This window comes from Chryseobacterium sp. CH25 (assembly GCF_004119455.1).
Lineage (GTDB): Bacteria > Bacteroidota > Bacteroidia > Flavobacteriales > Weeksellaceae > Chryseobacterium.
The window spans coordinates 139,551-154,222 of sequence record NZ_NRQT01000008.1 but is presented as its reverse complement, the minus strand read 5'-3'; the positions used below and the strand labels follow the sequence as shown (position 1 = coordinate 154,222).

Below are 14,672 nucleotides of genomic sequence, written 5' to 3'. Positions count from 1 at the left end.
GCGCCGCTTAGAGATAAGTGGCGCTTTTATTTATCCTGCTGCATGTGTTGCAATGAATATGAAAGTAAAATCAATATTATTCTGTATCAGCTATTTGATGATCCATAATAAAAATTTAATTTTGCAGCCAGCAATGTATAGTCACTGTAGCTTATGATGTTGCTGTCAATAAAAAACTAAATTTTGAAACTAATTAAATCATGAAACTGAATAACGCAGATGCTGTACTTATTTCTATACATTCATTACAATTTGTTGTTTCCAGCAATGTAAAACAGTATTAAATCCCTGAACTATTTTTAGAACCAAGTCATATTTATCAATAGGGCTTATTGCGCTATTTTGTCAAATTGAAAGGAATAGATTTCAGGAAATGGCAGATAGTTCACCATTGAGTCAAAAAGAAGAAATGTTTTTGGATTCATGGGATGTTAAAAATCAAAAAAATAATATTAAACCAACTAATTTTTACACTTAATGACAAAAAAATTATTCATTATTGCTTTAGCAGGCTTATCCGGTACGATGGCTTTTGCTGCAGATCCATATCCTGGAAATACAGGAGCGGATGATGGCCGTATGATTCAACCCAAAACAAATAACGGAGTCTTCGTAGAAAACCGGACAGTTAACCAATCACTTACTTTTGGTTTAGAAACAGATTATAGCACAAATATTATTGATGCACAGTCTGCAGCTTTTGCAGTTTGTTTTAAGGAAATTAGCGTAGGTAATTTTCATTCTGTAGGAGTCAAAGACGATGGAACACTATGGGCATGGGGTAGTAATCAATATGGGCAATTGGGAGATGGAACTTCAGTTAACAGAAATGCTCCTATCCAGATAGGATCAGCCAATAATTGGGTGAAAGTAGTCACCGGATTTTATTATACTGTTGCCATTAAAACCGATGGAACATTATGGGCATGGGGAGATAATTCTTATGGGCAACTAGGAGACGGAACTAAAATAAATAAATTTACTCCCACTCAGATAGGAACCGCTACAAACTGGAAAAGTATTAGTGCAGGATCCAATCATACGGTAGCTATCAAAACAAACGGAACACTATGGTCCTGGGGACAAAATAATAGTGGCCAACTGGGTGATGGGACTACAGTTGACAAATATGTTCCCACACAAATAGGAGCAGCATCAGACTGGGGAAGTATAGGCAGTGGAAATTCTTTTACATTCGCAATAAAATCAAATGGAACCCTTTGGGCCTGGGGCTACAATGGTGGAGGTCAACTGGGAAATGGAACTAAAGTAAGCAAGTCTGATCCTGTTCAGATCGGAACTGATACGAATTGGAAAAGCGTTGATGGCGGTTATATGCATTCGGTAGCACTCAAAACAGATGGCACGTTATGGGCATGGGGAGATAATTATAATGGAAGACTGGGAGATGGGACGACTATGAACAGAATTTCTCCAAAACAAATTGGAACAGAAATAAACTGGCTTAATATATCTGCAGGACAGACCTCTACTTTTGCAACTAAAACAGATGGGACCCTTTGGTCTTGGGGTGGAAACTCTTTTGGTCTGTTGGGTAACGGAGCCAATATGTCTGCTTATACAACTACACCTATACAGGTAGGTTCCTCTATAGACAATAGCCAGATTTCTGCAGGGTTCTATCATGTTCTTGTGAAAGGTACTGATGGGGTTCTAAAAGTTTGTGGACTTAATAATTATGGACAGTTGGGAGATGGAACCAATAATGATAAAAATACATATAATGCTATTGGCTGTCCTTCAAATTGCCTTCCGGCAACACAGTTTTCAGCCACCAATATTACTTCTTCAGCAGCTTCAATTAGCTGGGCAGGAACAACTCCAGCTCCTGGTACAGGCTATTTGTACCTTTATAGTACGAATTCAGTTATTGGAGGAATAGAAGGAAAAACCTCTTCTACAACAGCAAACCTTACAAATTTATTACCAGGCACCACTTATTATTGGTGGATGGCCTCTAACTGCGGATCCAGTCAGGGAAATTGGGTGTCGGGTGGTTCATTTACTACACTTCCTGCAAATGCCGCAGGCTGTTGGCAGAGAGTTGCTCTTGGAAATCAGCATTCAATAGGTATTAAAACAGATGGAACACTGTGGACATGGGGAATGAATGATTTTGGACAACTGGGAGATGGAACAGAAATCTCAAAAAATAACCCAACCCAAATTGGAACCGGAACTAATTGGTTAAAAATAGAAGCCGGTGATTATTTCTCAATAGGAATTAAAACAGATGGAACACTATGGGCATGGGGAAGAAATATGGATGGACAATTAGGAAATGGAGATGTTGCTAACAGGCTGGCTCCAACACAGGTAGGAACTGCTGCAGACTGGGTAAGTATTGCAGCAGGTAATAGCCATACAATAGCGTTGAAAGCAATGGTACTCTTTGGGGTTGGGGATATAATACCTTTGGACAATTAGGAGATGGAACTACAATTTCAAAAACTGCCCCAGTGCAGATAGGAACTGCAACAGACTGGAAAAGTATTGCATCAGGAAGTGAACATACTTTTGCCATCAAAGCAAACGGAACACTATGGAGTTGGGGAAGTAATTCAATGGTGATCTTGGAGACGGAACTACAGTGTATAAAATAAGCCCTGTACAAGTTGGAACTGACACTAATTGGAAAAGTGTTGATGGCGGAAGAGATCACTCTATAGGCCTGAAAACAGATGGAACATTATGGGCCTGGGGAGCCAATAATAATGGCCAATTAGGGGATGGAACCTCTGAAAATAAATTTATTCCAACTCAGGTAGGAACAGAAACTAGTTGGCAAAGTGTACATGCTAGTTTTATGGGTTCTTCTTTTGCGGTTAAAACAGACGGAACCCTTTGGGCATGGGGAGATAATCTTTATGGTCAATTAGGCGATGGGACAATAGCGAGTACAAGTTTACCTTTGCTTATTGGGGCAGCTGATAAACAGATTGCAGCAGCTGGAATGTATAATACAGCTGTTATAAGTACGAATGGATTGTTATCAATCACTGGTTTTAATGCGATGGGGCAGCTAGGAGATGGTACCATTGTTCAAAAGAAAATTTTTGTCCCTGTTGCTTGTCCTACAAGCAGTTTAGCAATTGTAGAGGTTTCTGCAAAAGCAGATCAGCTGAAAGTTTACCCAAATCCGGTGCAGGATATTCTGACAGTTTCTTTTGATCAGAAGATTCTTTCAGTAGCGGTTTACAATACAGCCGGGCAATTAGTATTGACAAAAGCAATCAATGATACCAAAGGTACAATTGATGTTTCCGCTTTACTTTCAGGAGTATATATGGTTAAAATAAATGCGGCAAATGACTTCGTAAAAATGGTAAAAGTAATTAAGCGATAAGCCTTAAAGTTTTAATACAGAAGCTAAGATTTTCTTGGTTATGAAATCTTCAAAATAGTCTCACTTATTTTTAAGTGAGACTATTTTTATAATATGCTATATATAAGCCGATCAGCTATTTCATTATCCATAATAAAAATATAATTTTGCAGCTGGCAATATATGCGTAATTGTAGCTTATGTTGCGTATAATAAAAAACTAAATTTTGAAACTAATTAAATCATGAAGCAGAACAAAACAGGTACTGTACTTATTTTTACACATTCATCACAATTCGTTGCTTCCAGCAATGTAAAACAGTATTAAATCCCTGAACAATTCTTAGAAATCAATCCTATTTTATCAAATCGAAAGAATGAGATACCAGGATACGGGCAGTCTATTATTGATCCGGAAAAAATAGACTCAAAAGGATATTACAAATTAAAGAATCCGGTTTTTCTAAATAATTTTTAATCATATCAGAAAATGAATAAATATAGTATAATAGCTTTGTTTATGACAACATTGTGCTGGGCACAGATGTTCATAAGCCAGGCCGAATATTTTGGAGGTACCGATCCAGGAAAAAGAAATGGTACTCCGGTGGTAGCCGCCGGTGGTAATTTTAACAGAACTTATGGGCAACTGGCAAAAACAGAAGCTGCCTTATCACCTAATGAACTCCATATTTTCAGTGTTCAGACTAAAAATGAGGTTGATGGAGATATTCCACCTCCTACAGGTTGCTGGCAAAGCCTTAGTGCAGGAAATGACCATTCTGTAGGAATAAAAAGCGATGGAACATTATGGGCCTGGGGTAATAATGCATACGGCCAATTAGGAGATGGAAGCACAATTGACACGAATGTCCCTGTTCAGATAGGAACAGCAAACAACTGGTTGAAAATAGCAGCCGGTAAAAAGTTTACATTGGCCATCAAAACAGATGGAACGTTATGGGCTTGGGGTAATAATGCATATGGCCAGTTAGGAGATGGAACTAAAACGGATAGATTGAGTCCCACTCAGATAGGAACAGTATCGAATTGGAAAAATATTAGTACAGGAACTAATCATACAGTAGCCATCAGAGCTGACGGAACACTTTGGGCCTGGGGGTATAATTACTATGGACAACTGGGTGATAGTACCACCACAAATAGAACAGCCCCTACACAAATTGGAACGGGTACCAATTGGGAAAGTGTTTCAGCAGGTTTGGGACACACTGTTGCCATTAAAACAGACGGAACACTTTGGGCCTGGGGAAATAATTCGGATGGCCAATTGGGAGACGGAACAACAGCTGGTAAAACTTATCCTATACAAATTGAAATAGGGACCAACTGGAAAAGTGCAGATACTGGAGAAAAGCATTCTTTGGGAATCAAAACAGATGGCACATTATGGGCTTGGGGAAATAATTCATATGGCCAATTAGGTGACGGAACATCAAATTCAAAGAATATTCCTGTACAAATAGGAACAGCATTCAATTGGCTCAATATAGCTGCTGGTGACAGCTTTAGCTTCGCAAACAAAACAGATGGAACGATTTGGGGTTGGGGGGATAACATATACGGACAACTAGGTAGCAATACCGTGACTGTATTGTCACCTGCTCAGGTAGGCTCTTTTTCAGATAGCATGCTGATTTCTGCTGGAGCAGATCATGTTCTTGTAAAAACTATTGACGGTGTTCTAAAGGTTTGCGGACGAAATCAATCAGGAGAATTAGGAGATGGTACCAATACTGAGAAAAAAACTTTTACTTCCATTGAATGTCCTTCCAATTGTATTGCTCCGGTACAGTTTTCAATAACTAATATTACCTCTTCAACGGCTACTGTCAATTGGGCAGCATCAGCTACTGCTCCCAATGGAGGCTATCAGTATTTTTATAGTACGAGCCCAATGGTTGGCGGGATAGAGGGAAAAACGTCTTCTACCATGGCAAACCTGGCCAATTTACTACCTAATACTACTTATTATTGGTGGGTGGCATCTCATTGCGGATCCAGCAAAGGCAGCTGGACGCCTGGTGGTTCCTTTACAACACTTCCTGCAACTACAACAGGCTGCTGGAAAACTGTGAGCTCAGGGAATGACCATACAGTAGCTCTCAAAACAGACGGAACGTTATGGACATGGGGAAGCAATGAAAAAGGTCAATTGGGAGATGGAACTGAAAATGACAGAATCAATCCGGCACAGATCGGAACTGAAACAGACTGGGTAGGTATTGCCACAGGGATCAGGTATACATTAGCTATAAAATCTAATGGAACGTTATGGACCTGGGGATATAATGCAAAAGGGCAATTAGGAGACGGTACCAATACAAATAAAACTGTTCCAACACAAATAGGAACAGCAACAGACTGGGTAAGTATTGCTGCAGGAGCGAACCATACATTAGCTATAAAATCGAATGGGACCTTATGGGCCTGGGGTGATAATTATTATGGACAGCTGGGAGATGGAACTGTCACTAACAGAAACATTCCAACACAAATAGGAACAGCAACAGACTGGAAAATTGTTGCTCTGGGAGTGATGCATACTCTTGCTATCAAAACAGATGGAACGCTATGGGCATGGGGGTATAATAACAAAGGTCAGTTAGGAAACGGATCTACAACCAATAGATTGAGTCCAACAAAAATAGGAACCGCTACGAATTGGAAAGATGCGGATGGCGGATGGCAGCACAGCATTGCCTTGAAAACAGATGGAACACTGTGGACTTGGGGAATGAATGAGTATGGGCAGTTGGGAGATGGAACTACGGTTAACAGAAACACTCCAGTACAAATGGGAACCGGAAGCAATTGGCTGAAAATAGCTACTGGAAATAACCATACAGTAGGTATCAAAACAGATGGAACATTTTGGACCTGGGGAAATAATATGTCAGGACAATTGGGTGATGGGACAAGGGTTAATAAATTGATTCCGATGCAAACAGGAGCTGCTGGTATAAAAGAAATAGCAGCAAATCAATCTAATATGTTTGTGATCAATAATGATGGTTTTCTATCAGGTTGTGGGAACAATAGTTCTGGCCAGATAGGTGACGGTACAAAGATGAATAGAACAATTTTTATTCCTGTTGCCTGTCTTCCGACCTGTAATCCACCGAGCCAATTTTTGTCTTCTAATATTACTTCTAAAACAGCTACGCTTAATTGGACAGCGTTAACTCCTGCTCCGGACGGAGGTTATTCTTATCTTTATAGTACGAGCTCCATTGTGGGTGGAATAGAAGGGAAAACTTCTTCCTCAACAGTTAATTTGACAAATTTATTGCCTAATACCACTTACTATTGGTGGGTAGCATCTCATTGTGGGGAGAGCCAGTCTAATTGGAAACCGGCAGGATCCTTTACAACACTTCCTGCTACTGCAACAGGCTGTTGGCAGAACGTTAGTGCAGGATTTCGTCATTCGGTAGGACTGAAGACAGATGGAACCTTATGGACCTGGGGAGATAACTATTATGGACAACTGGGAGATGGAACTACAGTTTCAAAAACTGCTCCAACGCAAATTGGAACCGGAAGCAGTTGGCTGAAAATAGCTGCTGGAAATAACCATACTGTAGCGCTAAAAACAGATGGTACACTTTGGACTTGGGGTGATAATTTGAGTGGTGAATTAGGAGATGGAACTACAATTTCAAAAACGGTTCCAATACAAATCGGAACAGCAACAGACTGGGTAAGTATTGCAGCCGGGGATTTTCATACAGTAGCGATAAAATCTAATGGTACACTTTGGGCATGGGGACATAATGGTCATGGGCGATTAGGAGATGGAACTACAATCGGCAGAAACATTCCAACACAAATAGGAACCGCAAATAATTGGAAAACGGTTACACTTGGTGCACTGCATACCGTAGCCCTGAAAACAGACGGAACCCTATGGGCATGGGGATATAATGCATATGGACAACTGGGAGACGGAACTGTCATTAATAAAAGTATACCTACGCAGGTAGGAACAGCAACAAACTGGAAAAGTATTGGCGCAGGTTTTGGACACACTGTAGCCCTTAAAACAGACGGAACGCTTTGGGCATGGGGAGATAACTCCAGTGGAGAGCTTGGGGATGGAACTGGAACCGATAAAACTGTACCTGTTCAGATAGGAACAGCAACAGACTGGCAGAGTGTTGATGCTGACTATTTTAAATCATCTGTAGGAATCAAAACAGACGGAACCCTTTGGGCCTGGGGAAATAATATGGATGGCCAATTGGGAGACGGAACAAAAGTTAACAGATATGTTCCTACACAAGTAGTAACATCTACAGGCGGAAAAATAGTTGCCGTAAATATGTATCACAGACTTGCTATAGATGCCAATGGATTTTTATCAGGTTGTGGGGTTAATAATCATGGAGAAATAGGTGATGATACGGATATTCCAAAAACAATTTTTGTTCCTGTTGTCTGCCCTACAAGCAGTTTAGCTGTTGTAGAGGTTTCTGCAAAAGCAGATCAGTTGAAAGTATACCCCAATCCGGTACAGGATATCCTGACGGTTTCTTTTGATCAGAAGATTCTTTCAGTAGCGGTTTACAATACAACGGGGCAGCAAGTACTTACGAAAGCAATTAATGATACCAAAGGAACAGTTGATGTTTCAGCTTTACCATCAGGAATGTATCTGGTTAAAATAATCGCAGCAAACAATTTCGTAAAAACAGTAAAAGTGATTAAGCGATAAGCATTAAAATCTTAATACATCAGCTAAGGTTTCCTGAACAGTGAAATCTTTCAGAATAGTGCCACTTAGAGATAAGTGGCATTACTTTTTTATAATAGGTATATCAGTTTAGAAGGTATTTTTTTATAATTACCGAATAAAGATATAATATCCAAAAGGGCCAGATTTAGGGATTATCAGCCATTTTCAACAAAGTCTGTTGATTATATCTCTAAATTCTTTTTTATCAGCTATTTCGTGATCCATAATAAAAATATATTTTTGCATTTCACAATATAAAATCATAAATGACCATATTGTTGATTAAAAAACTAAAAACCTAAGCCTGAAAACTAATTAAACCATGAAAAATACTGTATTTATTCTATTCATTCATTACGAATCATTGTTACCAACAATTTAAAAAGCTCTAAATCCCTGAAGGTATCTTTAAGATCCGGGTTGTATTGTATCAATACGGCTTATTGGATTATTTTATCAAATTAAAGGAATGGCTCTAACATATTCTGCCAATAATTTGATGAAAAAATACTACAGGAGGGTATATCAGAATCAAAAGATCTGATTGAATATTAAACCAACCAATTTTTATACTATTATGACAAAAAAACTACTAATCATTGCCTTCGCAGGCTTATCAAGTACCATGGCTTATGCAGCCGATTTATATGTTAGAAACGGCGGAGTTGGCGGTGCTTATTCTACTGTAAGTGCAGCTATTGCAGCCGCTTCAGACGGAGACCGCATCATCATTCAGCCCAAAACAAACGGAACAGCTTATGTAGAAAACCTGATTATCAATAAGTCACTTACTTTTGTTTCCGAAACCAATTATAACAAATATATTATTGAGGGGAAAGTTACCGTTAATCCGGCAGCAGGGAGAATGGTAACGATAAGCAGTATGAGCTTAGGGACATCCAGTAACAATATTTTAGAAGCAAGTGGAGCAACATCAGGAGGAAGAACCACCATTAATCTTGTGAACTGTGATCTGAATAATGTTTTTACCTATCAGGTGAATACAACCACCAATGTTACAGGAAGTACAGTAAAAGGAAACCTGATATTTTCCCACGGAATATGTACAGCCAATAAAACCGGATTTATCAGTATCTATTCTATGGCACCGGATACCGTTCCTGCTGTATCTGATATTGAAGTGTACGGCAATGTATCGAACGCAGGGATACAAAATACACAAATCAATTATAATTTTAAATTCTACAATAATTTCTGTACCAGTTTTAATATCGGAAATATTAAAGCAGGAAGTTCTAACGAGATTGTAAACAATACGGTGTACAGCCCGACTCCTGGGGATCTGGGACCATTTAATATCAGCATCAATGGTGCAACTTCAGGAAATATTGCCATTATGAACAATGCTGTTTCTTTTGTGGTAGGTCAAACCAATGTATGCATTCAAAATTCAAGTACGAATGTAAATGTGACAGCCAGTTACAACTTATCTACAAACCCTTTTATAACACAGGGGAATATGACCCAAAGCAACAATTCAGGAGCTGTTAATATGAATTTCGATAACACAGCGTATACAGTTACCGGAATGAACGTAAACGCAGGAAATCCTGATGTAAAATACACAGATTTAGATCTTACCAGAAACGATGTAGGACACTATGGTGGTTCTAACAGCTGGGCTAACTTCTGGCCGGCAGATAATGGAGGAAAACCTCAGGTGAACTATCTGGTAACTCCAAGAACGGTTAGCAGTGGCACATTAACTATCAGCGGATCAGGTTTCTCTAAATAATTCTAATTATAGAAGAAGATGAATAAATATATCTATAGTATAATAGCTTTGTTTATGGCAACGTTGTGCTGGGCACAGTTGTTCGTAAGCCAGGCCGAGTATTTCTGGGATACCGATCCCGGAAAAGGAAACGGTACTGCAGTAGTGGCTGCGGATGGAAGTTTCAACAGTGTTTTTGAACAATTAACAAAAACGGGAATAGCCACACCAGGAGTCGGTTTACATAAACTCTCTGTACGTATCAAAGACAATATGGGCGTTTGGGGACCTATTTTTACAAATGTTATTGATGTTCAGCAAAATTCAACATCAAGTATCATGGCCATTTCTCAGGCCGAATATTTCTGGGATAACGATCCCGGAGCCGGAAACGGTACTGCGGTATTAGCAACCGATGGTAATTTTAACAGTACTTACGAACAGCTTACCAAAACGGGAATTGCTTTACCATCTAATGGCTTACATGTATTCAACGTCCGTATCAGAGATAATGCCGGAGTTTGGGGACCTGTTTTTAAAAATGTTATTAATGTAGAAACTCCGGTTCCTTCAGGTTGTTGGCAGAGTCTTAGTGTAGGACAAGAGCATTCGGCAGGAGTAAAAGCAGATGGAACTTTATGGATCTGGGGCGGTAATGATTATGGGCAACTAGGAAACGGAACTTTAATTGGTAAAAAGACACCTATCCTGGTAGGAACTGCAACAGATTGGAAAAGCGTTAGTATTGGCTTTGGCCACACCATAGCACTTAAAACAGATGGTACATTATGGGCCTGGGGGAAAAATGACTATGGGCAACTGGGAGATGGAACTACCATTAATAAAAGTTTACCTATCCAGATAGGAACTGCATCAGATTGGAAAAGTATCCGTGCTTCATTCAATCAGACGTTTGCTATAAAATCAGATGGAACACTCTGGAGTTGGGGATATAATTATTATGGACAATTAGGTGATGGGACTACTACCAATGTGCTGGTGCCAGCTCAGGTAGGAACAGCTACTAATTGGAAGAGTATAGAACCAGGTTCACTGCATACTTTTGCTATAAAAACAGATGGAACACTTTGGGGATGGGGCTATAATTATTATAGACAATTAGGAGATGGAACACAAGTCAGTAGACTGTCTCCAGTTCAAATCGGAACAGCAACAGATTGGAAAAGCGCTGCTGCTGGCGGTTACCACTCAATAGCTGTAAAAACAAATGGTACATTATGGGGCTGGGGAAGTAATAACTCTGGTCAGTTAGGTGACGGAACTATCATTAATAAAAACTTACCTATACAGATAGGAACAGAAACAAACTGGCTTAATATAGCAGCCGGAAACGGTGTTACATTTGCCACAAAAACAGATGGAACATTATGGTCATGGGGGAACAATTCCAAAGGGTTATTAGGTAACGGTACAACTGGAACTACAAATACTACTTTACCTACACAGGTAGGATCATCATCAGACAATATGCAGAGCTTTGTGGGAGAAAGTCATGTTCTTGTAAGAACTATTGATGGATCTTTAAAAGTTTGTGGACAAAATACTTATGGACAGTTAGGTAACGGGACTAATAACAATACAAATTCATTTATTTCTGTTGATTGTCCTTCAATCTGCCCTCCTGCAAAACAATTTTCAACAACCAATGTGACTTCTTCCACAGCTACAATCAGCTGGGTGGCACCAAACCCGGCACCAAATGGAGGTTATTCGTATCTTTATAGTACGAATTCAGTTATTGGTGGTATAGAAGGAACAACATCTGCTACAACAGAAAATCTGACGAATTTACTACCAAACACTACTTACTATTGGTGGGTGGCATCTCAATGCGGATCAGGCTACGCTAATTGGGAAGCAGGTGGATCTTTTACAACACTTTCAGCTACTACAACAGGCTGTTGGGAAAATGCCAGCTTAGGCTATAACCATTCCGTGGCTCTGAAAAATGATGGAACACTATGGACGTGGGGAAATAATCAATATGGCCAGCTTGGAGATGGAACTTCTACAAACAGAAATGCAGCCATACAAATTGGTGGAAATGACTGGAAGAAAATAGCTGCCGGAGAATCTCATACTATAGCCATCAAAACCGATGGGACACTATGGACGTGGGGAAGTAATCAGCATGGCCAGCTTGGATTTGGATTTACTGTAAACAGAATAGAACCAACCCAATTAGGAACAGCAGCAGATTGGGTAAGTATTGCCGGTGGAGAATATTATACATTAGCTCTAAAATCAAATGGAACGCTATGGGCATGGGGTTTAAATAGTTCTGGGCAATTAGGAAATAATACTACAAATAGCATTGGCATTCCAACCCAAATAGGAACAGCAAATGATTGGAAAGTAATCATTGCCGGATTGAAGCACACTATAGCTATCAAAACCGATGGAACACTTTGGGCCTGGGGAGATAATTCCTATGGACAACTGGGAGATGGAACTATAATCAATAAGCTGATTCCTACTCAAATTGGAACAGATACAAATTGGAAAAACGCAGGAGTTGGTAATCATCATACTATAGCCATCAAAACCGATGGAACACTTTGGTCTTGGGGTAGAAATACTTATGGACAGCTAGGAGATGGAACAACAACCAATAGGCTGGTTCCAACTCAAATCGGAACAGACACCGATTGGCAGAATATTAGTGCTGATCGTCATTATTCTTCTGCAGGAATAAAAACCAATGGAACTCTTTGGGCATGGGGTGATAATGATTTTAGCCAATTGGGAGACGGTACAACAATTCGTAGACTTGTTCCTACCCAAATAGGAGCTGCTACGGATAGGAAAATCATTGCTTCCAATATGTTTAACAAAGTTGTCATTAGTGTTAATGGGTTTTTATCAGCCACTGGACGTAATGACAAAGGGCAGATAGGAGATGGTACCAATGTGAACAAATCAATTTTTGTACCTGTTGCTTGCCCTTCGGTTTGTTATCCACCAAGTGGATTCCTGTCTTCCAATATTACTTCTACGGCAGCAACTATTAGCTGGTCAGCAGTAAATCCTGCTCCTAGTGAAGGCTATCATTATATGTATAGTACCAATTCAGTTATTGGAGGGATAAGAGATAAAACTCTTTCTACAACAGCTAATCTGACAAATTTACTGCCGAATACTACATATTATTGGTGGGTAGGATCTAATTGTGGGTCCAATCAACCTGATTGGATGCCGGCAGGTTCATTTAAAACACTTCCTACCACTGCAACAGGCTGTTGGGAAAGCGTAAGCTCAGGTTCTTCTCATTCGGCAGGGATAAAATCAGATGGTACATTATGGACCTGGGGAGCTAATGGTAGCGGTCAGCTGGGAGATGGAACAACTGTTCCGAAAAATACCCCAACACAAGTAGGAACCGGAAGTAATTGGCTGAAAGTATCTACAGGAGATAATCATATGGCTGCTATCAAAACAGATGGAACGTTATGGACATGGGGAGGTAATCAGCAAGGGCAATTAGGTAATGGAACTACAATTTCCGGTACTGTTCCAATGCAAATAGGAACTGCAACAGATTGGAACAGTGTTTCTTGTGGTGATTATTTTACACTGGGGATAAAATCAGATGGTACATTATGGGCTTGGGGATATAATGGAAATGGTCAATTAGGAGATGGTACTACAATCAATAGAAATGTACCTGTACAAATTGGTACGGCAAATGATTGGAAAATGGTTTCCGCAGGAGGCTCGCATACTCTGGCTGTTAAAATAAACGGAACGCTGTGGGGTTGGGGAATTAATGATCATGGACGATTGGGAGATGGAAATTCTTCTTCAACTTCAATTGTAATATCAACTCCTTTCCAAATCGGAACTGCTACAGACTGGAAAACGGTGAGTGCAGGAGGTTTTCACTCTTTAGCACTAAAAGCAAATGGAACGGCATGGAGCTGGGGTGCTAATTTCGAAGGACAATTAGGTGATGGAACTATAACCACGAATGCTACGCCAACTCAAATAGGAACAGCAACAGACTGGAAGTATATAGCAACTAACAATTTTAACTCTTCTGTAGGAATTAAAGCAGATGGAACCCATTGGGCTTGGGGTAGAAATACTTTTGGACAGTTGGGTGACGGAACTAATATTGCCAAACTTGTCCCAACACAAATTGGAATAGCTACTGATAGAAAAATGATTGCAGCAGGACCATACACTACACTTGCAATAGATAACAATGGATTTTTATCTGTCACTGGCCGTAATGATTATGGACAGATAGGTGACGGAACCATTATTGATAAACCAATTTTTATCCCTATTGCCTGTCCTACAAGTAATTTAGCTGTTGCGGAGGTTTCATCAAAAGCAGATCAGTTGAAAGTTTATCCTAATCCGGTACAGGATATCCTGACGATCTCTTATGATCAGAAGATTCTTTTTGTAACGGTTTACAATGCAGCCGGACAGCTGGTACTTACTAAAGCAATCAACGATACAAAAGGAACAATTGATGCTTCCGGATTTGTATCAGGGCTTTATCTGGTTAAAATAAATGCGGTGAATGACTTCGTAAAAACGGTAAAAGTGATTAAACGATAAGCATTAAAATTGTAATATCTAAGGTTTCCGAACTGTGAAATCTTTCAGAATAGCGCCACTTAGAGATAAGTGGCGCTACTTTTTTTCTTTTCAAGGGAAACATTTGTACTGTTTTTTTGTATTAAAAAAGATAGGAAAACAAAACGAATATTATTCTTTATCAGCTATTTGAGGATTCACAATAAAAATATACTTTTGCAGTCAAGAACATAAATCATAATTGATGATGATGTTGCCTAAAA

6 protein-coding genes are annotated in these 14,672 nt (G+C 39.5%); all 6 read left to right on the top strand.

The annotated features are described in order from the left end of the window. Positions 1–477 precede the first annotated feature (477 nt). Positions 478–2,448 carry an RCC1 domain-containing protein gene (locus tag BOQ64_RS17680; RefSeq protein WP_129058536.1) on the top strand — a complete coding sequence of 657 codons (1,971 nt, stop codon included), beginning with the start codon at positions 478–480 and terminating at the stop codon, positions 2,446–2,448. Between the two features lie 14 nt (positions 2,449–2,462). Continuing rightward, positions 2,463–2,624 (top strand): RCC1 domain-containing protein, encoded by a 162-nt coding sequence (locus tag BOQ64_RS23190; RefSeq protein WP_262708772.1) that lies wholly within the window; start codon positions 2,463–2,465, stop codon positions 2,622–2,624. Next, positions 2,612–3,367, top strand: a complete 756-nt coding sequence (locus tag BOQ64_RS17670) for a T9SS type A sorting domain-containing protein (protein WP_129059777.1) — start codon at positions 2,612–2,614, stop codon at positions 3,365–3,367. Before BOQ64_RS23190 ends, BOQ64_RS17670 begins: the two co-directional genes overlap by 13 nt. 499 nt (positions 3,368–3,866) lie before the next feature. After that, the gene (locus BOQ64_RS17665; protein ID WP_164975837.1) at positions 3,867–8,084 is read left to right on the top strand and encodes a T9SS type A sorting domain-containing protein; all 4,218 of its coding nucleotides are present in this window, start codon (positions 3,867–3,869) and stop codon (positions 8,082–8,084) included. A 598-nt stretch (positions 8,085–8,682) separates the two neighbouring features. Continuing rightward, positions 8,683–9,861, top strand: a complete 1,179-nt coding sequence (locus tag BOQ64_RS17660; RefSeq protein WP_129058533.1) for a hypothetical protein — start codon at positions 8,683–8,685, stop codon at positions 9,859–9,861. Positions 9,862–9,915: 54 nt separating this feature from the next. Continuing rightward, positions 9,916–14,430 carry a T9SS type A sorting domain-containing protein gene (locus tag BOQ64_RS17655; protein ID WP_164975836.1) on the top strand — a complete coding sequence of 1,505 codons (4,515 nt, stop codon included), beginning with the start codon at positions 9,916–9,918 and terminating at the stop codon, positions 14,428–14,430. Positions 14,431–14,672: the final 242 nt, after the last annotated feature.

Bases quoted from the DNA above. Each gene is read 5' to 3' on its own strand.
- BOQ64_RS17655 (WP_164975836.1), top strand. From the start codon at position 9,916: ATGGCAACGTTGTGCTGGGCACAGTTGTTCGTAAGCCAGGCCGAGTAT.
- BOQ64_RS17665 (WP_164975837.1), top strand. From the start codon at position 3,867: ATGACAACATTGTGCTGGGCACAGATGTTCATAAGCCAGGCCGAATAT.
- BOQ64_RS17680 (WP_129058536.1), top strand. From the start codon at position 478: ATGACAAAAAAATTATTCATTATTGCTTTAGCAGGCTTATCCGGTACG.
- BOQ64_RS17660 (WP_129058533.1), top strand. From the start codon at position 8,683: ATGACAAAAAAACTACTAATCATTGCCTTCGCAGGCTTATCAAGTACC.